Below are 22,789 nucleotides of genomic sequence, written 5' to 3' on the forward strand. Positions count from 1 at the left end.
GCTGCCAGTCAACGTCGAGGTTCCGCCCAAGCCCGCCATCATGCCCACCATAAGGCGATCGAGGCTGAAGCGGCGCTGCTGGTGCTGTGCGAAGCCGACACCTCCTTACAATCAGCCGTTCTCCCACGGGCTGCCGGCTCGATGTCGGCGGCGGTTGATCAACCGGTCCGATCCAGTCCTGAACGGTCTCGGCAACGCACTCCGGCCCGTTGTCCGAGGGGATATGACCGGGCAACCCCGCGGAGGCTGAACAGGTCCGAGGGCACGTCGATCACGTACAGCGCCTCAAGCTTACGAGCGATCCGGATCGCGGTCGGCGGCACCGGCTTGATGACCGTCCATTCAGCATCCGTCAGATCACATCGAGCCATGGGCAACTCCTTCCGAGGAGGAAAACCCGAGGAGGTTCGGCCCGATCCAAAAATCGTCATGGTTTCACGGCCTAGCGTTTGGCCACACTACTGGCATCGTCGTCCGTGAGGGAAGAAATCGCCTAAAGATTGAGCTGCGGACAAAAATGAGGCGAGTTTTAACCTGTATGCAATGATCTTGATCGAATGTTGTAAGGGAAAGCAACGAGCGCACACGTGCTACATTCGCGCCATTAAAGCTGGCGTGCCCCTGCTTCCGAAAACTGAGAAAGGCTATCCGGCCGTTGATACTCATTTCCGGAGGCCAAAACAGGTGGGATATGAACACGATGGGTATTCTGCTCGCTCCATACAGCAGGTGAGGCAACTTGCGTTAACAGATGGCTGGGAATAAATTCTATATTTTTCTAGCAATCATCTTCCGCTCCGCCGTTGATCGGGAAAATGTATAATATTGTCCAAATCATACGATTGTCTTGCGGAGGTGAATTATGATTGATAAAATCAATAATAAGTGGGGAACTACTTTCGAGTCTGGGGCTATTTTGCTGAACGAACATACGATGGTACCTGTGCTCGTCTGTAGCCGCAGTGAGCTTAGCGTGCGACTGGTTCTGCTGGACGCAGACGTAGTTCCAGATATATTTTTATTTGAGTTGCCGAGTTTAAAAACCTTGCGGGTTTGCAAGACTGTTTTGCGAACGTCCGAAGTCATTGAGGCTTGGTACGACGACGAAATATAGAAACGGCGTCAAATTTTAACCGTTAGCGACACAAAGTCAAAAATGCGACAAATAGGCTGCAGTATGCTTCGAACGTTCGGCATTGTCCGCTAGCAAACATATCATCGTGCCGAATTGGGTATCCCTTCCACTTACGTTTATTGCGTATCGTGCGATCGTATCGTACGCCGGTTATGAACGGTGATATTTTACAAATTGGGAATGGCCTCAAATTTTCTTCATATCAATGACTTAAGAGGCAAAACAATATTGCTATTGCACCAGTACTGCACCATTGCAGCGTGTCCCGTCTACGGAGACATCGGCGGTCCCAATCTGGATCCCCAATGTCGTGAGCAGTGCGTCGAGAATGGCATCGACGCTAGGCGCGGCTAACATGAGCACCGAGCCGATCAGTTGCTGCAGGTTGAGGATACCACCTAATGGGAGACCATTCACATCGAGATACAGACTCGAAAAAAGTGAGCGAGATAAAGACGACGTCAGCTTGTCCGAGGAGACGGTTTTAATTCGTCCGGATGTGATGTCTGCATCGGTAAAAGGAACACTGCGGGTGGTCTGTCCCAATTCAAATTTTGAGGAAGCTCGCACCTCAAGGAGCGGAACGCGCAGGATGACCGCTGGCGTTAGTGGAGGACGTGGTCCTTCAGGATCGAGATACGATAAGGGCGTCTCTCCAAGAGAAAGGTAGGCAGCGCCTGTTGTCACGTCCAACGTGACCGACCTCTGATCCTGCGAGTTCCAGGGGCATGTGAGCTTTGCCAGTTTCGCTGTCGCGCGCCCGACTTCCATATAAATTGGAACTTTCAATTCTCCAAGCCCAAGAGGAGCCGCGAGGGAGACCTCTACGAGAGCACGAACCTGCGCTGTCGAGAGAGTGGTGCCGGGTAGAACAAAGCCTGACGTACGCAGAGCCTCGCCAACTCGAAACGTAACTTTAGACTTAAGCAAGCCCGGTATGTTAACACCCAAGTCGGCGCTTATTTGGTTCGTCCCATTGGCGAGAACCGCCCCCGCACTCAGCATGCCAAGCGCCCCGACTGTAAGTGGCGAGCCAGAAGATGTTAGGGGTTGTTGTGCAAGGTCTCCGACTGATAGCAGGTTTCCGAGCTTCACGCGCTCGGTTCCGCCTTTCCCTGCGGCAAGACGACTCAGAATTTGTGCGGCATCGAACCCGCCGGGTGTTGCACGAGCGGTATCGGCTAAAGCGAGAGCCAACTCGCCGACGGTGACCGAACCGTCTAGTACATTCTTGTAGGTTGTGGCCTGAATATGGCCCCGAGTGGCTGCGTTCCTCAGGAAAGTGAGCGCATCGATCTTTAGACCAGCTAGGGCATGGTAATCGAGAACGGATAAGGATACGGACGTTCCTAGAATGCTTGACAGGAGGGCGTTGCCGATTCCCCCATCTAGGGCGGCGGCGCGAGAGCCAATGCTGAAGGCAGCGAGTTCGGCCCGGATAGCCGTTGCGCTTGCCGTCATCTCCATGGATCCAGGCCCGCCGATCAGGTGAGAGAAGCTGGTGATGATCGACGAATTGGCCGTGACCCGGGTCGCATTCGGGGAGGCCCCCCCCTCCGAGAACCGGGCCTCGGGACTGATGCCGCGGTCTGCCGTGTACGTCCCAGGCGTCACCGTAAGTTTTGACGGGACGCTGAAGCCATTGTCGATCATGGCGAGGGTGGCAGCACCGACCTTATCTTTGGCGCCCGTAGCGGCCAGGGCAGCTAAGTCCACGGCGGACTGAAGCTTACGCTTGTGGTTGAAGGCAACGCCGAAATCGATGCCGAGACCGCAAAAGCCAAGCAGCGCGAAAATCGCGAGGCCAACGAGGGGAGCAATCGCACCGCTGCGGTCAGATCGTAATGCCTTTAGCATGGTCCGCTTCACAGACCTCCCCGGCGGATACTAGCGGTCCTCGTCAACGTTGTTGGCAAGGGGACGAACGTTGGTACGATCTTGAGTAGGTTCGCACTCATGTCATAGCGGAGGGTGACCGTGAAGAGATCGGGATTTCCCGCATCCGTCCCGACATTCACCGTCAGTGAATCGGGATCGATCAAGGGATTGTCGGAGGTTCTACGCTTGATGGTCGCCAATGCTACAGCGGACCGCTCGCTGAGATCCATGCCCGCTACAGACGCTCGCGCAGATTGGGAGGCGGCTTCCTGTAGGCTATGAGCGATTCCCAGGAACCACCCAAAACCAACGATTCCAAACAGCAAAACCAAGAGGATCGGTACGAGGAGAGCGAACTCGACGGCCGCGGCTCCTTCCTCGGCGACTTGAAAACGTCTCAGTGAGAAACGACTGTTCCTAGCCATTTTTCCTCAGTCTTCGAGAGAGCGACCAATCCTGAGGATGGGGCTTCAGGCGATAAGGTCACCGAGAGCGCCCGCTGGGAGCGACAGACAGCGCGGTTGCACTTATCAACTTACATGAGAAAAATGCCGCCACAAGCTACGGCCGATCAAAAAGATTCGCGATTTTGAGGAGCCACAGTGCGGCATGGGTTATTTGATGGCGCATTTAAATATGCGTTGATTTTATGAAAAATAATTACCTTTTTATAAACTGTTTTTGTGCTGGAAATTATGCCTTCACTGCTTGGTTGATTGAGTGTCATTGTTAAAAAATGACTATATAATATTGTTATAACAATATCATTTTCTATTATTGACATGATGAGGAGCTTACATAGCTATAATTTTGTGCAGATAGACGTTTTGCAGAGTTAAATTGTTAGTTTTGAAGTAATTTTTGCCAGATGAGGTGGGGTGAGTGAGGAGCTCGGTGGTATTTTTGGCCGATCCTTGTGAAGGCGATGGCATGGTGTTAACCATGGGCTGTCGAAGAGCCAGAGCTGGGAAGGTTACAGGCACGGGCGGTCGGCAGCCCAACGAGGAATGCGGTCGGATGCGGGTGTCGGTGATCTGCCAGATCTCCCTCACGATCTGCGCATTCTTCAGCGGGCAGACGATGTCTCGGCGTAGGCCTTCGTCCGTCAGCTTGCCGTTGGCCCCCCATTCTCCCATGCTGAGCCTGGGACGAGTTGCCGGATCTGTAAGCCAATTTTGGCGACCCGTTTGCGTCAGGCCTTCGCGATCCTACTTCGGCGCGGTCCTTCGGTTTTCCGATCATCCCGCCGGAAGTATCGACGAAAGGCTGCCGCGGAACGGGACCTTGGCTCAGCCCCAGCAGATCGCCGCCTGACGCACTGTCGGAATGACGACCGCGGCCGTCACCGGAGGCGTACCCGGAAACTCTTCAAGATGCGGTCCGACCGCTTGCCGTCGCGCCAAGCAGGCATCAACATTGTTCATTTGGAGGCTGTAGCGGGTCGATCTGCTCACTTAAGCAGTGGGCGACGTAGCCCACTGTCAAATTGAGGCTTGCGTCGAGCCTATGAGCCCCGTGCCGAGGCTGCCTATTCGGCCAACTTGACGAAGTTCGCCACGACACCCGACACTTCAACGCCTCTTCGAGCCGTCGCCGTAAGGCGAATTCGGTAACGTGCGCCGTCCAGTCCGTCGATCGTTCGCTCGCTCGTCTGTCTTTCGACCATCACTCTATAGGCTTCATCCGGCAACCACACCAACGAGAACGGAGCCGAGAAATTACTCAACAAACGTCCATGATCGCTTGGCACTATGTTGAATATATCCGCGGCGGCCCGTGTGAACGAGCGGATCCGTAAGCTTTTGTCGAGGAATACACTTGCGAGCTCAGTGCTCTCAAACAGAGCCTCCTGATCGTCGCTCATCTGATCCATGAGTTCAATTTTCAAGTTAAGTTCTGTATTGACCGTGTGAAGCTCTTCGTTAATTGACTGGACCTCTTCCTTGGAAGCCTCCAACTCCTCGTTTGCAGATTGTGCTTCTTCGTTGACAGAATGCATTTCTTCGTTTGACGATTTCAGCTCTTCAAGAGAGGTCTCATACTCTTCGACGATCGCCTGCATACGCTCGCGCGCATCAGTCAGTTCACGCTCCAGCCGTGCGATTTCCTCGTTCTGCTCGCCATTCATCTGCGCGCGCCGAAGGGTCGGATCGATGGGGGACGCCGCATCGTCGAAAACAACGAGAAACAGTGGCTCCGCTTCGGCTGTCATCGCAAGCGGCTTGACGATCAGAGATAGCTTTCGGATACGACCATCCGGCAGGGTATATTCAAGATTATCTCGAACTGCCAACCGGTTCCCCTCGATGGCCTCACTGAGGACCGTGCGAAGTTCCAGACGCAGTCCGCGACGAGCCATCGCGGCTAAATCCTGCGTCGGTTGACCTGAGGCGATCTCCAGATAGTCACCGATCCGAGGGGAGTAATGCACGGCTTCGCCTGAGCGCGTCACAACCGCATGCGGTGGACTGAACGTGATGAGTATCTCTGCCTCTACCACCTGCCGCAGCGTCGCGTGCGTCGTCCCGCTTCGGCGCCGGCCTTCACCAGCCGCAAGGATACCAGTCCTGTCAGGGTCGAGCATGGACGGCAAACGCACCGGTCGGATTGTGTTACGGGCCTGAAAAATTCGGTGCTTCTTCTCAACGGTGGCGAATAGATTTTCGAAACGCGTGACGTTTTCAGCCATGCCGATGAACAGATACCCGGATGGGCGCAAGGCATAGTGAAGGATAGGTAGAACCTGCTCCTGGGCGGCAAGGCCGAGGTAGATTAGCAGGTTACGGCAGGAGACGAGGTCAAGGCGTGAGAACGGTGGATCGCGCAGCACGCTGTGGGGCGAGAATGTGCACATGTCCCGCAGCTTCTTGCTGATGACGACGCTCTCCGCCTCCGAGACGAAATGGCGAGCAATACGCTCTGGCGAGACGGCATCGAGGTAGGCCCGCGGGTAGCGGCCCAATCGGGCGACGGTGAGCGAGCGTTCGTCGATATCGGTGGCGAAAATCTGGATACGTGGTGGGTTGGGCAACGTATCGGCGTGCTCACGCAAGAGTATGGCGATGGAATAGACCTCTTCGCCGGTCGAGCAGGCGGGCACCCAGACCCGTATCGTCTCGTCGGGGCCACGTCCCTCGAATAGCAGAGGGATGACGAGGGCCGCGAGCGCGTCGAAAGCGGCAGCGTCGCGGAAGAACTTGGTCACGCCAATGAGCAGGTCTCGGAAAAGGGCGGCAACCTCCGCAGAGTTTGCGCGTAGCAGGTCGAGGTAGGCCTGTGGCCCGGCTGAGCCGCTGACGCTTATGCGCCGGGACAGGCGGCGGAGAAACGTGCTGGGTTTGTAGCCCGCGAAATCATGCCCGACCTGTCGGCGCAGGATGGCATAGATGTCTGCGAGCAAATCCTCGGAAACTGTGGCATCCGCCGAATCGGCGTTGTCGAAACCGCTTTGTGAAGGCTCCCGGTTTCCTAGATAACTTTCAGCGATCCGGGCGCCCATTTCGCTGGCCCGTAATCCGAAATCGATGTAGCCGGTCCGCATCGCGCTGAAAGGCATGTCCGGCGTTTCGGGGCCGTCTTCGTCTCCGACCTGAGCCAGAGTGAGGCCTCCGTGCTCCCGGATCGCTTTGACTCCGATTGCGCCGTCGCCATCACCGCCTGACAGAATGACGCCCACCACCCGCTCCCCCTGGTCGAGCGCGAGTTTGGTAAAAAAGATATCGACTGGTTTCGTCTCGCGGGTTCCAGGAGGGAGTGGCGTCGTGATGAGCCGAGCGTCTTGGATGCCGAGAGTGACGCCGGGGGGCATTACGTAAACGTGACGAGGCTGAACCAACACGCCGTCGATAATGCTCTCGACTTTCAAAGCCGTGAATCGTGCCAAGACTTCGGTCAGCAGGCTTTCACGCTCGGGGTTGAGGTGCGTCACGACGATTACAGCCGCATCGAAGCTCTGTGGAAACCCATTGAAAAAGGCTCTCATAGCCTCGATGCCGCCAGCGGATGCACCAATACCGATGATCGGGAATCGATCCTGTGTGGTCATCGCCTATCCTAACCCCGCTACGTGTCGCCTCAAGGGACACAAAGGGCTTGGCGGATCAACCCCACGAAATCGAGGATGTTGATGACGTTCCTGCCAACTAAGCCAAACTAATTCTGCCGTTCGATTTCCCTTTTCACGAAATCCAGGCAACGCTCGCGAGCGTCGGTATTTTTCAGTTTTACAAAATCTCGAAGCATCTCCGTTGTCTGGGCGAGATTTTTTAACTCGGCAGCATTCAATGAGCCAATTGACGGCGAGGGTTGCGTCTTCGAAAAGAAAGTAGTGAGCGGTACGTCGAGTGTTTGAGCAATACGGGCCAGTATTTGAGTGGCGTGACGATCCATTGGATCTTCATCAAAATCCTGAGCCATCCCATTTTTCCGTTCCGCGATGATCAATGCAGGATCATTTGGGCCGCCTTCGGTCCAACCGCCGCAGCGATGCGTCCCCCCACATCATGTAACATGCTGCCTAGCAAGGCCTGTGTCTGAACATCATCCTCATCTATGGCGAGTTCGTAAGCCTGGATCAGGCAGCGGACGAGCTTCTCCGACGGGGGCTGGTTGGTGTGATGATCACACGGCTCAATCTCAGGCCGGTTTATCATTGCGCGCGTCTGCTCTTGCGATCTCTGTACGATTTCACGCGACGCCAGGATTGTCCGCCGCGCCTCCTCGGCCGCTGCGCGCAACGCCCGAGCCGTCTCGAGGGCGCGATCTCCTGTATTGGCATCACTCATTTTTCGTCCCGACCGAAATTTTTAGCGTACCTTCCAGTGTCTACGAAGCGACCTAGACACCTTCGTAGACTGCGCTGAGAAAAAGCATGACGCAAATTAATTCTCGGCGAGTGCCGTGGTTTGCGCTCATGTGGTAGCCGAGGTGGGACGCTTGTGCACTGACTCAGAGCCCGTCCGATAAGAGGCTGAGGCAGGGTTGAGTGGCCGGGATGGCGGTGATTTCAAGAGGGTGCTGAAACCTGACTTGGATCTGCCATGTGGACTCCGACCACCCGGCGGCAGCATAGCCGTGCGGGCCTGCGCTATGAAACCGACCTGACAGATGCCGAGTGGGCGGTGATCGCACCTCTGATGCCGGAGCCGGCGCCATGTGGCAGCCCGCCAGTCTGGACGACGCGGGAGGTCCTGAACGCCATCTTCTACGTGCTGCGCGGTGGCATCGCGTGGCGGCTGATCCCGTAGGACCTGCCGTCGCGTTCGACCGCGTTCGGCTAATTCAGCCGCTGGCGCGACGAGGGGTTGTTTGCTCGCATCAACCACGACCTCGTCATGGCGGACCGCGAGCGTGTCGGATGGGAAGCCTCACCCACGGCTGCGGTGCATGATAGCCAGAGCGTGAAGACCACTGAGAGTGGCGGCCCGCGCAACTACGACGCCGGAAAGAAGATCAAGGGCCGCAAGCGTCAGACCCTGGTCGACACGGACGGACGCGCTCTCGTCCTCGACCCACAGCCCGCCGACGTGCAGGATCGCAATGGTGCCGGACCGGTGCTGCGCCTGTCGCGGCGGACCTTCCCGTTCATCGCCAAGGCCTTCGCCGACGCAGGCTATGCGGGCGACAGGCCCGCGACCGCAATCATCATTACAGTCGATATCGTGCGCAAGCCTCCGGATCAGGTCGGCTTCGCCGTACATCCGCGCCGGTGGGTCGTCGAGCGCTTCTTCGGGTGGATCAGCCGCAACCGCCGCCTTGGAAGGACCCGGAGGCGACCCTCGCCTCAGCTCAAGCCTTCCTCTACGCCGCTGCTGTCATGATCCTCGTTCGACGGCTGGGACGCGCCTCATGACTTACCGGACGGACTCTCAAGATTTAATCGAAGAATAGACGAACATCTGCGCTTCTCCGCCGGCGCGGCCGGATCGCTGAGGACGAGGGAAACACAAGGACAAGAGCTGGGCGAAAATACTTCGTCGACCCCCCCGGGAGAACGGGAACAACGGAACGCGGCTCTCGGAGAGAGCTCGCGGGACGTCGGCGCGGCTCCTTCGATCCGTCCCTCAACCTGAGAACCCAACATCATGACATCATACACCGTGCCCCAGGGCGCGAACGCCGTCGCACGCCTTGCGGAGCCCACCGGTATTACGGTGCGCGCCGAGGTCAGCCGGCCCCGCCGCCACCGGGATGGCTGGCAGTTCGAGCTGAACCCCCTCGATCGATCGCGGGCGGGACGGCTGAGCGCCTTTATGTCCGACGGCTTCGCTCGTCAGATTGAAGACGCCTCCGGCATGCTTTTTCACGCCGAAGATCTCCTCGGGCAGCACGAGGTGATGTTGACGGTCAGCATGGATGCCCTGCTCGGGCTGACCGCGCGCATCATCGGCCTCGATCGCGGGATCCTGGTGGAGGCTTGGAACCGGCAGGATGCCGCCCTTGAGGCGGCGCTCATCGCGGAAGGGGTCTGGCAGGCCCAGCGCGCCCTGCCGAGGCCGCAACGGCTGCGCCGCGTGCTCCTGATCGAGCCCGACGCTGGCGCCGCCATACGGGCGATCAGCGAGTCCCTGTCTCGATGGGCGGATCTTGGTCTGATCACTCTGATCCGCTGGCCGATCGCCTTTGAAGAACCGGGATCGCTCGAGGTACTCCACCAGACCATCGAGGCCGCGGCGGATCAGGTCGAGTGGGGTACCGCCGACGCACTGATCGTCGATCGCGGCCCGGGCTTCGCCTTCCGGGCTCTGTCGGACCCGGACCTCGTTCAACGGTTATGCCGTTTTCCGGTGCCGATCCTGACGCTGCGGCGAGCCTACCCCAACCTTCTCGATCGGTTGGCCTGGCGCTCCTTTGAGACGACCGAAGCGATGGAGGCGGCCCTGACGGACATCCTCAGGGAGGAGGTCAGGGCTGCCGGCCGCAAGCGCCTGGACGCGATCGCCTGTGAACTGGAACGGATCGCGGTCACCGCCGCCACGGCCCGATCGGGGGCCCTCTACGACTGAAAGATTTCCCCCGGCTGCCGCTGTCGGCAGCCGGATCCCATGATCGGACCTGTGTCGCCCGCTCATGCGCCGATTGCGCGCATCCGCGCTGCGGGCAGCGCCGGGAACGGCGCCGCACCGCTTTTCCTCGCCACCTTCGATCATCCCTCACTTTGGAACTTACAATGCGTCAGCACAAAATTCCCGGCTGGAGCGCCGCGCTCCCGGCTGCCTTGCCGACTTGCCCGTTTATCGAGGACGGCGGCAGCCAGCCTCTCGCGAGGGACCGTCCCGTCGCGATTACCGCCACCGCCATCCCGCTTCAGCACCTCCTGGCCTCGTTGCGCCAGCAGGTAAGAGGCGACCACATCGTTCATGCCAGCATCCTCAGCGTCGAGGCGACCACACGGGATGGCTTCGTCCTGCTCCTCGGCGAGGCCGAGCCGGCAAGCCGAAGTGAACCGCCCCGGCTGGAAGCTCACCTCAGCGAGGATCAGCGAGCTGTCATCGAGGCCGAGCTCGGACGGCCCTTCGATCCTCTCCTCCTGACCAACCGCAAGGTCGAAGTGCGCCTACGAACCTCTCTGAAGCAACGCTTCGGTCGTGGGGCGACGATCCAGGCCAAAGTCATCGGTCTTTGCGCGATCAGCAAATTCCCCATCGAGCTCGAGATCCAACGCGAGGAGGTGTTGCGATGGCTTCGAGCCGATGGCGTGCGGTTCGGGCCTGCGACGTGGCGAGAGCCCGAGGAGCTCCAACACGTCGCAGTCATTGCTTCGGAGCACGGTGATGCCTTGCGCGACGTCGATCATGTGCTGAAGCCGCTCGAGGCGTCAGGGCTGCTCCTGATTCACCGGCTCAAGGCCAGCTTCGAGGGGCCGAGCGCAGAACGCTCCTTACTGACAGCCATAGCCGAGGCCGAGGCTCTCCACGCCGAGCACGGCTTGTCCGCCACGCTCATCGTCCGCGGCGGAGGCCCTGCCTCGTCCTTCTCACCCCTGAACGCCTGGGCAACCGCCGCGGCGGCGAGGCGCCTTCCGATCCAGTACGTCCTCAACCAGTACCCACGGCTGGCCGGCGCAGAGCTCGTCGACGCTTTTCTGGAACGGTGGATCGAACTCGGGGATGGCCTAAAGCCGTCGCAAGCCGATGTGCTGGCCGTTCTCGGGTTGCCGGGAGAGCTAGCCGTCATGGCTGTAGAAGGGAAGGTCGACGAGGCGTTCGGCCCACGGGTCTCAGAATGGCTTGTAGGTGGATCGAAGGGTAAGATCGCTAGGTTGAATCGACTCTCCATGACGCTAGGCCTTAGCACGGAGGCGACCAACCCCCTTCGCTATCAACTGCTCCACCGAACCGCCTCAGCCATCTACGAGGCGAAACGCTACCGCGCCCGCGTCGCGGTAATGATGGTCCATTCATTCGATCCAGGCGATGCCGGCCTTGGGGACTTCAGGGCCTTCGCCACCGCCATAGGGCTGCCGACAGCAAATGCGACGCGCTTGGCCGGTCCTGTTCAATGTGAAGGTGTCGATCTCTTCCTTGGATGGGCCGCCGACCGACCATCCAGCGAAGGCTTCTCAATCGTGGACGGCCGCAAATCCGACTCCGGCTTCTTCGACGAGGATTGATCAACCAGGGACCACGCATGAAAAACGGCGAGGCTTCCGCCCCGCCGCTCGATCAGCTGAGTCTTTCGGTCGTCAGAGGCCCATCATGGCCCTAGCGGAGCCAACGACCGTTGCGAGAAAGCCGAAGGCGAACGCGCCGATCATCGCGTAACTGAAACCCTTCATCTGCATGATCGAAGCCCTATCGACCGACTAGCAGCGGTTCCCGCCGGAGGTCTGGCCGTACTGCTGAACGGGGAAGTTCTGCTGGTTGGCATTGCCCTCGGCGGCCGAGCTCATCGGGCAGTTGGCCGGGTTACGCGAGAAGGCGCTGTCGCGGGCACCAAGCGAGCCAGTAGCATCGACCTCATACGAGTTGAACGAGGTGTAGCGGGAAGGACGCTCGAAAGCCATCGCGGACGAGATCGGAGCAACGCCAAGAACAAGAGCGGTGGCGAGGACGGCGATACGGGTCTTCATGTGGATGACTTAGCTCCTTTGCGCTACAGTCCTGGGATCAGGTCTGTTTGTTGCTGTCTGAAACTAAGATAGGGTGTCGACCTAATTCTTGACGTGCCGGCGCGCACGCAATGGCGTGGATTAACTCGCCTGTAGCGGAGGCCAAGACCTCACACGAAGAAGTCGCCTAAGGCAAAGGTAGCGATGTGGGTGAGGAGCGGGCGGAAGGGCAGATGGCGTGAGGAAGAGGAGCGTCCCCAACAAGGCACAGGGCAGTGCCATAGGCACCTGTTGAATACCGCTGCGTGTTGGCTCCGCGATCCTGTGCGTCGTATGGGGCTCGCGGAAGCATTAAGGGAGTTGACTGGCATGGGAGATGGAGTGCGGCGTACGCAGTCGCGGTTAGGGCTGGCCGTCACAGTGGCCTTCGCGATCCTGCTTGTAGGGGTCTGTACGCTCGGCTGGCGCTGGCACCGCTACGTCACCGCTGGCCCAACGCCCTACGACGAGGTTGGCATCGAGGTGAACCGCCGCCTGCCAGAGTCGCTACGGACTTGGGGTTGCGAGCGCATCAAAGAGCGATTCCCGCGCTCTGTGCCACCCTACGGTTGCCAGCCCGGGCAGATCTGATCGAGGCTGGCGACGCAGTTTATCTCACCCCCTCTGGCCTGCCTCCTGAAAAGTGGTCCTCCCTGAGGTATGGCTTTGAGCCATGTGGAGGATGTCATCATGGGACAAAAGAAGCATACGGCTGAAGAGATTGTTGCAAACTTGCGCCAAGTCGATGTCTTGGTCTCGCAGGGTCGCAAGGTTGCTGAAGCAATACGCTCCATCGAGGTAACCGAGGTTACGTATTACCGCTGGCGGTCCGAGTACGGTGGCCTGAAGGGCGATCAGGTGAAGCGGCTGAAGTCCCTGGAGACCGAGAATCAGCGCCTTCGCCGGGCTATCTCTGACCTGACATTGGTGAAGCTCATCCTGAAGGAGGCGGCTGCGGGACCCGAAGGGCAGCGCCAGCAAAACTTCTGAGCCCGGCTCGCCGCCGGGCTTGTGTCGACTACGTCATTGCCGAGCACGGCGTGTCGGAACGCTTCGCCTGCCGTGTTCTGGGTCAGCATCGTTCGACCCAGCGCAAATCCGCCGTGGTGATCGAGGACGAGGCCGCTCTGACGTCCGCCATCGTCGCTTTGGCTCTGCAGTACGGGCGCTACGGCTATCGCCGGATCACGGCCCTGCTCCGGCGCGACGGCTGGACGGTGAACGTAAAGCGCGTTGAACGCATCTGGCGGCTCGAAGGGCTCAAGGTTCCCGCTCGCCAGCCGAAACGGGCACGCCTTTGGCTCAACGACGGCTCCTGCCTTCGCTTACGGCCCGAGCGTCCCGACCATGTCTGGTCCTACGACTTCGTCGAGCACCGCACGCACAACGGCAGGAAGTACCGAATGCTGAACGTGATCGACGAGTTCACGCGCGAGTGCCTGTCGATCCGTGTATCCCGCAAGCTGAAGGCCCTCGACGTGATCGACGTACTCTCGGACCTGTTCAGCCTACGTGGAGTGCCCAGTCATATCCGCTCCGACAATGGTCCGGAGTTCATCGCCAAGGCCGTTCAGGACTGGATCGCGGCGGTTGGCTCGCAGACCGCCTACATCGAGCCGGGCAGTCCGTGGGAGAACGGGTACTGCGAGAGCTTCAACGCCAAGCTGCGGGATGAACTCCTCAACGGCGAGATGTTCTACACCCTCAAGGAGGCCAGCGTCGTGATCGAGCAATGGCGCAGGCACTACAACAGCATCCGCCCGCACTCGTCGCTCGGCTACCAGCCGCCCGCACCGGAGGTCGTCATCTGGCCAACGGAACCGACCGGATCAGCGCCGCTCGCTCACCCCACCATCGTCACGAGACCCACGATGCACTAACTTCGATCCTGGGCCACCGAATGGGGGCAGGCCAAAATGATGCGCTTGCCGGGGCCTATCGGCACTGGCGCTTCACCAATGAGCAGGTGGCGTTCCGCCGGGAATGTCGGGGCGTGCTGGATCGGTTGCGGGCGCAGCGGTCGAACTGGAAGCACGATCAGGCCCTTCTCGAACCTGTCAAAAGATCAGGGGCCGCCTGGAAGACTGGTTCTGGGAGCGACGCCGCGGAGGAAGCTCAACACCTTCGATCGGTCCTGTTCGTCCTTAAGCATGGCCCAAAGCCGCAGAAGCTCGACAGTCTGGTTTCGATCAAGCGATGACGGATCTGAGAACGCCTCGACCGGGCAATCGAGCGCCGCAGCGATCCGGCTCAATAGCAATTCCGATTCGTCCGACTCGTACTCAGCGGCATCCCGCTTACACATAGATAACTCCATTGCGCGCGACCGGATTATCGCTTCCTGTGGAGACCCGTCAAACTGCAACCAGAAATGAACACCTGCGTTTCATCCGCATTGATTACCTAAGCTATTCTGCGAGTATCCATCTGGTTTTGGAGAGGGGGCCGGGCAGGAATGGAAGACGACGAGCGTTTCAATGCAATGGCCGAGGCTTGCCTCAAGGCTCACGAAGCGGTGGCCGACGCTGGCACGCCCGCAATGCTTGCCATGACGCGTGCTCTCCTGTGGCAGGTGGGGCAGGAACTCATTCAACGAGATGAGCAGCGCAGAGAACTGTTTCGCTACGCTGATGCTAAATTACAACGCCGCGCTCCGCAATCACCGAATTCCGATTAGTCCTCGTATCCCGGTCGTTCCCCCGAGCGAGCGCTACCGGATCAGCCATGTCCCCGTGTAGGCGAGGGCCGCCAGATAAACGGCTTTTCCATCCTCGTCCGTCACCAGGACCGTGATCGCCTGGCGTTCGCCATCCTTGGGCACTTCGTCGGCGGCGACTGCGGGGAGCAACTTCTTGGCCTCGAACACGGCGGCCTGCAGGCTGACGCAGAGGACGCCCACTTCGTCGCGCTCGTTACGACCGTCGTTGATGTCGAAATAGTAGCGAGGCACAGGGCTCTCCACGCGTCGAAGGCGGGAGCACATGTCTGTCTCTCAAGCGCGGAGGGCCAGGGCAGGGCCGCGATAGCGAGACCCTAAAGCGCCACACTATCAAAATCACTAACTAACGTAGATACTCAGAGTCGCATCAAATTTAGAGTTGAATCCGAAATACCGTATGTGCGAGCCTAGTGGTCGCCTAGTCAACGGCTGGATAGGTCGTTCCTATTTTCTGCGGGCCTTCAGCGGCTCCGGCTTTCGACCGTCTGGAAGGATCATGTCGAGATGGTCATGCACCATCTGAGCGCTGAACGGCTTGTCGAGGAAGACAGCGCCCTCCGGAAGATCGCCCACCCCAGGCTTCACCCCGCCTGACGCGACCACTATTGAGATGTCAGGCCACCGCCGTGCGGTCGTTTGCGCCAGTTCAAAGCCGTCCGGCCCACCAGGCATCTCGACATCGGTAAACAGGAGGATGATAGATCCCGCGTATTGATCGAGCAGCTTGATCGCCTCGACGCCGTTCTCGGCGGACAAAGCGTGGAAGCCGGCGTCCTCTAAGATCGTTTCTGCGTCCATTCGGATGAGGAAATCGTCATCTGCGACCAGGGCATATGGGGCATCCGATGGGTTCACCATGCCCATCAAGCCGGCGCAGGACCAAAAGTTCAGATCAGCGATTTTCAACCAGCCGCCTCGTCAATCACCAGAAGCTAAAGCATCCAATCCGCTGCACGAGTGCGACCAAGGGGAGCGGGGCGCTCGCTGCGTCACGCTCCGGTGGCGGGCTTCTGCGGGACTAGCTGCTTCAATCCCTCGGCCAGCCCATGAAGGGCAGCGGATGCGGCCTGCTGGCGGACCTCCCGGTGATCGTCGCGGGCCTCGATCGTGACGGCTGCGATCGTCGCGAACTCGCGGGCGTCTAGGATTCCTTTGAGGTAGGCGGCTTGTTCGCGTGGGGTCATGCTCGAAGTCCAAAAGTTGGTTGGTGTCTGAGTAGGTGCCGAACCGCACGGCGTGCCGGGCGAGGCGGGCCTAGATCAAGGCCACTGAACAAGTCACGGCCCACCGCCATTCGACGGAGACCGCGCAAACCCAAGTGGATTGTGCCATGAACACTTGTATTGCTTCTGCTGTTGCTGCTGTTGCTGCTGTCGCTCTGAGCGTCAGCGCTGTTGCTTCTCCTGCACTTGCCCAGAGCTACAATGCCCCAGCTGGTATCGCAGCTGTGACGGCGCCCGGCGGCCTCGAGGGACGCAGCTACGACAACCTCACCACCGGCTCGATCGGGTATGGCCGGCGTCACGACTCGGCTCAGGAAGGCAACGCCAACCAGCCGAACTTCCCGGTCCAGCAGTACGGGCAGACGTCCGGCGGCGGTCGCTAAACCTTCACACCCTTGAGATGACCAGCGGCGGGGCGGAAGCCCTGCCGTTTTCGTGTGCAGTCCCTGGTGGATCAATCCTCGTCGAAGAAGCCAGCGACCGACTTGCGGCCGTCCAAGATCGAGAAGGGTTCGACAGCCGGTGATCAGCTTCCGGTGCCGAACCGCACGATGAGGCGGGCACCCGCATCCTACATCAGATTCAGACAAGAATTCACGGCCAGCCGCCATTTGACGGGGACCGCGCAAAGCTGACTGGATCACCCTATGAATATTCGTTTTGTTTCTGCTGTTGCCGCCACTGTCCTGAGTTTAGGCACCTTTGCTTCGCTCGCTGTTGCCCAGCAGAACGAAGGCCGGAGCCTGTCGTCCAAGCCCCGGGCTGCCCAAGCCGTTAAGGCTGCTCCTAACGCCTATGATGACCTGACGACGGGCTCGATCGTTGTGGATCGCGACGGCCAGGCATCGGTACAGCTAAGAGAGCTGGACACGAACAACGGCTATGCGCCCGCTTCGACGGCTCGTCGCTTCGGAGCACGCGGAACGCCGCTTCCCAACTAAGCTTCCAAACGGCTCTGAACGCATGCGGCGGGGCGAAAGCCTCGCCGTTTTCATGTGCGGGATCACGCCGGCCTTCCTCTGGTACGCCACGTCTCAGCGGATTTGTGCGCCAAACCAACAACCTCCTCTATCCAGGTCGCATCGGCGTTGGTGACACGGGCTGACCGCTCGAATGCCCTGAGACGATCTCGGTCAGCTTTAGTCAGGAAACGGCCTCCAAACGCTTTCGGCATCGTCCAATCGATCATGAGGGCGTAGCCGGCAGCACTGCTCCAAGGCTCCACACGCTTGGTATCCCATAGGCGCATTCCCGGCCTGCTACAGGGCGCGGAGGGGGCGCGGTCGCTGGAAGCTGGCGACGGCGAGGAGGGGTGTGGAGTACTTACTACGGATGCTTCAACAGGCCAGGCTTGAATGGCGTCAGCAAGAGCGTGCCAATCAAGCTCGGCTGCGGCGAGCGTCCGGCCTATGGCGCGGGCGGTGGCTATAACCTCGTTGTCCTGATCGCTGCCGAGAAGCGGCAAGAGCTTAGTGAGCTTCGAAAGGACGACAGGCGGGATCATGACCGCCACCCTGCGAGGCCGGTCCATGCCTCGGCGATGATGTTTTCGCGCCTCTGAGCACGGTCAGGATCGGCATCGGCAGCAATCCGCAGGGTTGCGTCCATTGCCTCGGCCCCAACAGCCTCAGCGGCCTCTTCGCCCTTGCGCCGAATAGCTGCCTGAAACGCTCTGACGGCTGGGCCAGCCGTTAGCTGGCTCTCGACTGCTGCAACGAGCCCAATCACCGCCTCCGCGATCGGCACTATGGCTACCTGCCAAGTCTGAGCCGGATGAGCTTCCGGCTGTGGCGGGGCTGCCGATAGGAGCACGGTCGTTCGCGGGCGCATCATGCGTTGATTCTTTCGGCTGTGATGGTGAGGCGGCCATAGGAGGCGAGGATCGCGCGGCGGTCGAGTGGCACGAGCCGATTGAGATCGACGCTGGCAGGCTCCAGGGCGTCGAGGTCGGTCTCGGCCTGGGCGAGGAGCAGGCCAGACGGCGAGGGCGCGGGGGCCGGCGTAGAGATAGGCAGAGCGGTCTCTATCGCCTTCACAACAGATCCCGCCCCATCACTGGATTGCGACACCACGAACCAGCTGGCATATCCGAAACGCGACACCCTATCCGCGTCATGATAGGCCCTCCCATGGCTGCCAGGCCCCCCCGACACATCGCCCTGACCGGACCTCTCGCTGAGTACGTTGACCATCAGGTGGCCCAGGGCGAGTACGCCTCAGCCAGTGAGATGGTCCGCGCGGCGCTCCGCTTCCTGATCGAGCGCAACGAAGCCAAGGCCCGACGCAAGCGCGGGGCGAAGATCGCCTCAGGACAAACCCATGACCGGCCGTGAAACCGTGCGCTCCGAGCACCCGGTGGACGAGGCTACCCGCCTTGCCATCCTCGACGATTACGCCATCCTCGATACCGAGGTCGAGCAGGGCTTCGACGACATCGTTCTGCTCGCCTCGCGGATCTGCCAGACGCCGGTCGCCCTGGTCAGTCTCGTCGCCGGCGACCGGCAGTGGTTCAAGGCCCGCGTCGGCTTCGACGCTTGCGAAACGCCTCTGTCGCAATCGGTGTGCGCGAACGCCCTGCTTCAGTCCGGTCTCCTCATCATTCCCGACCTGACCGCCGATCCGCGCACCCGGGACAACACCTTGGTGACGGGCGGACCTCGCATCCGCTTCTACGCCGGCGCCCGGCTCGAGACAGACGAGGGCGTCGCGCTCGGGACCCTCTGTGTCATCGACGTGGAGCCTCGACCGGAGGGGCTGACGCTGGCTCAGACCGAGAGCCTGGAAGCCTTGGCCCGACAGGTCATGTCGCAGATGAAGCTGCGTCGCTCCGCGGCTGCGCGGGATGAAGCGTGGCGCAAGTCGCGGGAGAGCGATGCCCGCCACCGGCAAATCCTCGACAGCGCCATCGACTACGCCATCATCACGATGGATCTCGACGGCCTCGTCACGAGCTGGAACATCGGTGCCCAGACGATCCTCGGCTGGTCCGAAAAAGAGATGTGCGGCCAGCTCGCCCACGTCTTCTTCACCGAGGAGGATGTACTAGCCGGCACTCCCGAACGTGAGATGGCAGCGGCCCGCGAGAGTGGTCGCGGCAATGACGAGCGCTGGCACCAGCGCAAGGATGGATCGCGGTTCTTCGCCCTCGGCGAGATGATGCCGCTCCATGCCGACGACGAGACTCATATCGGCTACCTCAAGATCCTGAGGGACCGCACCGACCAGCGGCGCGCGACCGACGTGTTGCAGCAGCAGACGGATCTACTCCAGACCGTCGCGGACCACGTCAGCGAGGCTGTATTTCAGCTCGACCTCGATGGCGTGGTAACCTTTGCCAACCGCACGGCGCACATCATGCTTGGTTGGGATGCGGGCATGCTGATCGGGCAGGACCTGCACGAGGCCGCTCACCATCATCACCCCGATGGGCGTCCGTTTCCGGCCTCCGAGTGCAACTTCGTCGAGGCAATTCGAGAAGGGAAGGTTCTTCGCGAGCGGGAGGCAACGTTCTTTCGCCGTGACGGCACGCTCCTCGAAATGGTCTGCTCAAACGCTCCCATCCTCCGAGGGGAAGAGATTGTCGGCGCCGTGCTGACCGTGTCCGATGTCACGAAGCGGCGTCAGGACGAGCGTCGCCTCCGAAAGCTGAACGAGACGCTCGGGGAGTTGGTCGCCGAGCGGACCCAGGAACGGGACCGGATCTGGCAGGTGAGCCAGGATATGCTCGGCGTCGCCGATGCGAACGGCGTTTGGATCAGCATCAACCCGGCCTGGCCGCGGATCCTCGGGTGGGACTACGACGAGATCCTGGGGAAGACCTCGGAGTGGCTCGAACACCCGGAGGATAGAGAAAAAACGCGAGCAGAGGTTGCAAGGCTCGCCGCTGGCGGGCTGACGCTGGCCTTCGAGAACCGCTACCGGGCTCGCGATGGCAGCTACCGTTCTCTGTCGTGGACCGCAGTGCCCGTCGAGGGCCTGCTGTACTGCGTCTCGCGCGATGTCACTGAGGAGAAGGAGCGCGCCGCCAGCCTGCTCCAGACCGAGGAGGCGCTACGCCAGTCGCAGAAGCTGGAGGCCGTGGGCCAGCTCACCGGCGGCGTGGCTCACGATTTCAACAACCTCCTGACCGTCATCAAGTCCTCGACCGACCTGCTCAAGCGCCCCGACCTCACCGAGGAGCGGCGCGAGCGCTACATCGGGGCGATCTCGGATACCGTCGATCGGGCCGCCAAGCTCACGGGGCAACTCCTCGCCTTCGCCCGGCGACAGGCCCTGCGTCCGGAGGTGTTTGATGCGAACCAGAGCGTGCAGGCCATCGGCGATATGGTCGCCACCCTCACCGGTGCCCGCATTGAGGTCGCGCTCCGTATCGGCAACGAATCTTGCCGTATCAGCGCGGACCCGAGCCAGTTCGACACCGCTCTGGTCAACATGGCCGTCAATGCCCGCGACGCCATGGATGGTGAGGGCCGGCTCACGATTGCCGTCGACCGGGCGTCAACCATCCCGGTTCTGCGCTCGCATCCCGAGCAGGTCGGTGACTTCGTCAGGATTAGCCTGTCGGACACCGGCGCAGGCATCCCTGGCGATCAGCTCGACCGGATCTTCGAGCCCTTCTTCACGACAAAGGGCGTCGGGCAGGGTACGGGCCTCGGCCTCAGCCAGGTGTTCGGCTTTGCCAAACAGTCTGGGGGCGAGGTCTTGGTCGAGAGTGAGGTCGGGAAGGGCACGACATTCAGCCTCTACCTGCCACGCGCCACGATCGAAGGAAGCAGTTTGGAAGACGCTGCCTCAAGCGAGCCCACGGTCGATGGGCGGGGCACGTGTGTCCTTGTCGTTGAGGACAATCGCGAGGTCGGCATCTTCTCGACCCAGACGCTGGAGGAACTTGGTTACGGCACACACTGGGTCGCGAATGCCGCTGAAGCCCTGTTGGCCCTAGCAGCCAAGCCTACCGCCTACGATGTCGTGTTCTCGGACGTCGTAATGCCGGGCATGAATGGCGTCGACCTCGGCCGCGAGATCAAGCGGCTCTATCCCGGTCTGCCCGTCGTGCTGACCAGCGGCTACAGCCATGTGCTCGCCCAGGAAAGCGATCATGGGTTCGAGCTTCTGCAAAAGCCCTACTCCGTCGAGCAGCTCTCACGGTTGCTGAGTAAAGCCGCGGGCCGTAAGCGCCGCAAGCGAATCCCAGGGCGGTGATCCGAACCAAGCGCTAAGCGTCGGCTCTTTTTCGTTCGCCCTGTAGGGAAGCAAGCTGACTGGTCGTTGACGGCTGCGCCGGATGAAACCCCGTCCGCGCGATCGGCATGTCTCGTGGCTGCTCATCAAGGCGGATGACGCAGCAGCCTGCGGGCCTAATAATCCAGATATCTTGAAGCAGGAATCGCGATCGGTGGTCTCCGGTCGCACGATCGAGGAGATTGCCGCTTCGGCGCTATGAGAGTTCTAAATCAGAGCGTGTCGAAGGATGCGAGGCTACCGGCTCGCTTCCTTCGCAATGCCAGCTAAACCCTTGTCGTAGACGCCCTCAATGTCGGCCTTCGCCTCCGCATCGGTCATCCCTGCTGCATCGAAGGTAGCGGTCCAGACAACGGTCGACCCACTGCCATTGGGATGCACGGCGATCGTCGCGTTGTAGGCCTTCACGGGTAGCGGCCCTCTGACGTAGGCGTAGCTGTAGGTCATCGTCTTTTCGTCCCGGCTCGTCTCGACCTCGACAATGGTCCCCAGGTTGCCGGCTGCTACGAGACTCCGGGTCGCGACCGCCCTGCCTTCGCTGTCGTCGTTCGATAGGGTGCAGCTCACGACCATCGGATGCCATTTCTCAATGGCGCAAAAGTCACCCACGAGCGCCCAGACAGCTCCAGGTGAAGTTTGGATCTCAACGCTGCGGGAGACCTCCAACGCGAAACCAGGACCAGTCGGTGCGGTCAGGGCCGCCAGGAACCCGATCAGCCTGACAACTGCTCGCTTCATTTTGTGTCTACCCCCCACGAAGCGACAAACCTCAGCCGTCCGGCGTGTAAGCTGCGGTGCCTAGTTCATGGAACGGTAGGGAGAAGCCAGCACGACCCGGATCTTACGGGCGGGAGTTGTCTCGGAGGTAGCCACCTGCTGCGACGACTGCGTGGCTGCAAGGGTTGAGGCAGGGATCGTGATGGAGCTGGTGCCCGAGTAAACCGTAACCTGTCGATCCTCGGCGGAAGCGGGGACGAGCGAAGCAAACACGGTGGCAACGGTGAGAGAGAGAACCAGGGAAATCTTCATGACGGTGGCCCGAGACGGAGCGAAATATTGCTTCCATAATGGTCAAGCTACGTCCCTGTTCCAAAAATAATGGCCTGCCTGTCAGCGGAACCTTCCTGAGGCCAGCTATGCGGCCTGAATTCAGCGGCAGTTAGCGAATGGGGACCTAGCGCGACCTCCTCCCAGCAGTTTTTGAAACTTCCCGAAAGCCTTCTCCGTAAAGAGCGGCATGTGCCCATTCTCAGGGTAATGGCGCGACGGCATTGCCTCGACGCTCTCGTAGTTATGCGCGCTACGTTCAAAAGCGAAATTGTCTATTTATTTCAGTAACTTACGGAATGATTTTCTACTTTTATGAAGATCCCTAATACGGTTCTTCTAGGAGACGGAAAATGAGAAAGACTGGCCTGCCTCCTGAAAAGTGGTCCTCCCTGAGGTATGGCTTTGAGCCATGTGGAGGATGTCATCATGGGACAAAAGAAGCATACGGCTGAAGA

18 protein-coding genes and 3 pseudogenes are annotated in these 22,789 nt (G+C 60.2%); 10 read left to right on the top strand and 11 right to left on the bottom strand.

What is annotated here, in order from left to right; all coding sequences use genetic code 11:
- Window positions 1-169 precede the first annotated feature (169 nt).
- Window positions 170-311, bottom strand: a pseudogene (locus K368_RS26605) (IS3 family transposase); the annotation flags it as partial.
- Between the two features lie 551 nt (window positions 312-862).
- Between K368_RS26605 and K368_RS26610 the strand changes: the two are divergent.
- Window positions 863-1,114 (top strand): hypothetical protein, encoded by a 252-nt coding sequence (locus K368_RS26610; protein WP_155935103.1) that lies wholly within the window; start codon window positions 863-865, stop codon window positions 1,112-1,114.
- Between the two features lie 252 nt (window positions 1,115-1,366).
- Here K368_RS26610 and K368_RS26000 read toward each other — a convergent pair whose 3' ends face one another.
- From K368_RS26000 to K368_RS0112450, 4 genes are all read right to left on the bottom strand, one after another.
- Complete coding sequence (locus K368_RS26000; protein ID WP_081739565.1) at window positions 1,367-3,004, bottom strand: pilus assembly protein TadG-related protein; 1,638 nt, start codon at window positions 3,002-3,004, stop codon at window positions 1,367-1,369.
- Window positions 3,005-4,541: 1,537 nt separating this feature from the next.
- Window positions 4,542-7,058 (bottom strand): CheR family methyltransferase, encoded by a 2,517-nt coding sequence (locus K368_RS0112445; protein ID WP_027172699.1) that lies wholly within the window; start codon window positions 7,056-7,058, stop codon window positions 4,542-4,544.
- A gap of 107 nt (window positions 7,059-7,165) precedes the next feature.
- A complete protein-coding gene (locus K368_RS26615) occupies window positions 7,166-7,429 on the bottom strand; it encodes a hypothetical protein (RefSeq protein WP_155935105.1) in 264 nt (87 codons plus the stop codon).
- Between the two features lie 23 nt (window positions 7,430-7,452).
- The gene (locus tag K368_RS0112450; protein WP_018044634.1) at window positions 7,453-7,797 is read right to left on the bottom strand and encodes a hypothetical protein; all 345 of its coding nucleotides are present in this window, start codon (window positions 7,795-7,797) and stop codon (window positions 7,453-7,455) included.
- A 255-nt stretch (window positions 7,798-8,052) separates the two neighbouring features.
- On the opposite strand from K368_RS0112450, the pseudogene K368_RS24560 reads away from it, so the two are divergent.
- The 3 genes and pseudogenes from K368_RS24560 (at window position 8,053) to K368_RS25585 (ending at window position 11,624) form a co-directional block, all read left to right on the top strand.
- A pseudogene (locus K368_RS24560) lies at window positions 8,053-8,864 on the top strand (IS5 family transposase).
- 232 nt (window positions 8,865-9,096) lie between these two features.
- Window positions 9,097-10,017: a hypothetical protein gene (locus K368_RS0112460; protein ID WP_027172700.1), complete on the top strand. Its 921-nt coding sequence runs from the start codon at window positions 9,097-9,099 to the stop codon at window positions 10,015-10,017.
- A gap of 164 nt (window positions 10,018-10,181) precedes the next feature.
- Complete coding sequence (locus K368_RS25585) at window positions 10,182-11,624, top strand: hypothetical protein (RefSeq protein WP_051439862.1); 1,443 nt, start codon at window positions 10,182-10,184, stop codon at window positions 11,622-11,624.
- A 192-nt stretch (window positions 11,625-11,816) separates the two neighbouring features.
- Here the strand turns inward: K368_RS25585 and K368_RS0112480 are convergent, their stop codons facing one another.
- Window positions 11,817-12,083: a hypothetical protein gene (locus K368_RS0112480; protein ID WP_027172701.1), complete on the bottom strand. Its 267-nt coding sequence runs from the start codon at window positions 12,081-12,083 to the stop codon at window positions 11,817-11,819.
- 708 nt (window positions 12,084-12,791) lie between these two features.
- On the opposite strand from K368_RS0112480, the pseudogene K368_RS0112495 reads away from it, so the two are divergent.
- Both K368_RS0112495 and K368_RS26620 read left to right on the top strand, forming a co-directional pair.
- Window positions 12,792-13,981, top strand: a pseudogene (locus K368_RS0112495) (IS3 family transposase).
- 575 nt (window positions 13,982-14,556) lie between these two features.
- Window positions 14,557-14,778, top strand: coding sequence for a hypothetical protein (locus tag K368_RS26620; protein ID WP_155935107.1), 222 nt, complete (start codon window positions 14,557-14,559; stop codon window positions 14,776-14,778).
- Window positions 14,779-14,811: 33 nt separating this feature from the next.
- On the opposite strand, the gene K368_RS0112505 is transcribed toward K368_RS26620, so the two are convergent.
- From K368_RS0112505 to K368_RS24580, 3 genes are all read right to left on the bottom strand, one after another.
- A complete protein-coding gene (locus tag K368_RS0112505) occupies window positions 14,812-15,051 on the bottom strand; it encodes a hypothetical protein (protein ID WP_027172706.1) in 240 nt (79 codons plus the stop codon).
- 213 nt (window positions 15,052-15,264) lie between these two features.
- Window positions 15,265-15,726: a response regulator gene (locus K368_RS0112510; protein WP_319802264.1), complete on the bottom strand. Its 462-nt coding sequence runs from the start codon at window positions 15,724-15,726 to the stop codon at window positions 15,265-15,267.
- An 83-nt stretch (window positions 15,727-15,809) separates the two neighbouring features.
- Window positions 15,810-16,004, bottom strand: coding sequence for a hypothetical protein (locus K368_RS24580; RefSeq protein WP_036266261.1), 195 nt, complete (start codon window positions 16,002-16,004; stop codon window positions 15,810-15,812).
- A 146-nt stretch (window positions 16,005-16,150) separates the two neighbouring features.
- Here K368_RS24580 and K368_RS0112520 point away from each other — a divergent pair, with 146 nt between their 5' ends.
- Together K368_RS0112520 and K368_RS26625 are read left to right on the top strand one after the other, a co-directional pair.
- Window positions 16,151-16,426, top strand: a complete 276-nt coding sequence (locus tag K368_RS0112520) for a hypothetical protein (RefSeq protein WP_027172708.1) — start codon at window positions 16,151-16,153, stop codon at window positions 16,424-16,426.
- A 264-nt stretch (window positions 16,427-16,690) separates the two neighbouring features.
- Entirely contained in the window at window positions 16,691-16,984 is a 294-nt protein-coding gene (locus K368_RS26625) for a hypothetical protein (RefSeq protein WP_155935109.1), read from the top strand.
- Between the two features lie 888 nt (window positions 16,985-17,872).
- Here K368_RS26625 and K368_RS0112530 read toward each other — a convergent pair.
- On the bottom strand, window positions 17,873-18,145 hold the full coding sequence (locus tag K368_RS0112530; protein WP_155935111.1) for a hypothetical protein: 273 nt from the start codon (window positions 18,143-18,145) through the stop codon (window positions 17,873-17,875).
- A 27-nt stretch (window positions 18,146-18,172) separates the two neighbouring features.
- On the opposite strand from K368_RS0112530, the gene K368_RS24585 reads away from it, so the two are divergent.
- Both K368_RS24585 and K368_RS24590 read left to right on the top strand, forming a co-directional pair.
- Window positions 18,173-18,376, top strand: a complete 204-nt coding sequence (locus K368_RS24585) for a type II toxin-antitoxin system ParD family antitoxin (protein ID WP_036266265.1) — start codon at window positions 18,173-18,175, stop codon at window positions 18,374-18,376.
- A 310-nt stretch (window positions 18,377-18,686) separates the two neighbouring features.
- Window positions 18,687-21,245: a PAS domain-containing sensor histidine kinase gene (locus K368_RS24590; RefSeq protein ID WP_245259681.1), complete on the top strand. Its 2,559-nt coding sequence runs from the start codon at window positions 18,687-18,689 to the stop codon at window positions 21,243-21,245.
- 276 nt (window positions 21,246-21,521) lie between these two features.
- Here K368_RS24590 and K368_RS0112545 read toward each other — a convergent pair whose 3' ends face one another.
- Window positions 21,522-22,022, bottom strand: a complete 501-nt coding sequence (locus K368_RS0112545) for an SRPBCC family protein (protein WP_027172711.1) — start codon at window positions 22,020-22,022, stop codon at window positions 21,522-21,524.
- Between the last annotated feature and the right edge of the window lie 767 nt (window positions 22,023-22,789).

It is taken from the genome of Methylobacterium sp. 10 (assembly GCF_000519085.1).
Lineage (GTDB): Bacteria > Pseudomonadota > Alphaproteobacteria > Rhizobiales > Beijerinckiaceae > Methylobacterium.

Bases quoted from the DNA above. Each gene is read 5' to 3' on its own strand.
- K368_RS0112450 (WP_018044634.1), bottom strand. From the start codon at position 7,797: ATGAGTGATGCCAATACAGGAGATCGCGCCCTCGAGACGGCTCGGGCG.
- K368_RS26625 (WP_155935109.1), top strand. From the start codon at position 16,691: ATGAATATTCGTTTTGTTTCTGCTGTTGCCGCCACTGTCCTGAGTTTA.
- K368_RS26615 (WP_155935105.1), bottom strand. From the start codon at position 7,429: ATGGCTCAGGATTTTGATGAAGATCCAATGGATCGTCACGCCACTCAA.
- K368_RS0112445 (WP_027172699.1), bottom strand. From the start codon at position 7,058: ATGACCACACAGGATCGATTCCCGATCATCGGTATTGGTGCATCCGCT.
- K368_RS25585 (WP_051439862.1), top strand. From the start codon at position 10,182: ATGCGTCAGCACAAAATTCCCGGCTGGAGCGCCGCGCTCCCGGCTGCC.
- K368_RS24580 (WP_036266261.1), bottom strand. From the start codon at position 16,004: ATGACCCCACGCGAACAAGCCGCCTACCTCAAAGGAATCCTAGACGCC.
- K368_RS0112480 (WP_027172701.1), bottom strand. From the start codon at position 12,083: ATGAAGACCCGTATCGCCGTCCTCGCCACCGCTCTTGTTCTTGGCGTT.
- K368_RS0112520 (WP_027172708.1), top strand. From the start codon at position 16,151: ATGAACACTTGTATTGCTTCTGCTGTTGCTGCTGTTGCTGCTGTCGCT.
- K368_RS26610 (WP_155935103.1), top strand. From the start codon at position 863: ATGATTGATAAAATCAATAATAAGTGGGGAACTACTTTCGAGTCTGGG.
- K368_RS26620 (WP_155935107.1), top strand. From the start codon at position 14,557: ATGGAAGACGACGAGCGTTTCAATGCAATGGCCGAGGCTTGCCTCAAG.
- K368_RS24585 (WP_036266265.1), top strand. From the start codon at position 18,173: ATGGCTGCCAGGCCCCCCCGACACATCGCCCTGACCGGACCTCTCGCT.
- K368_RS0112460 (WP_027172700.1), top strand. From the start codon at position 9,097: ATGACATCATACACCGTGCCCCAGGGCGCGAACGCCGTCGCACGCCTT.
- K368_RS0112545 (WP_027172711.1), bottom strand. From the start codon at position 22,022: ATGAAGCGAGCAGTTGTCAGGCTGATCGGGTTCCTGGCGGCCCTGACC.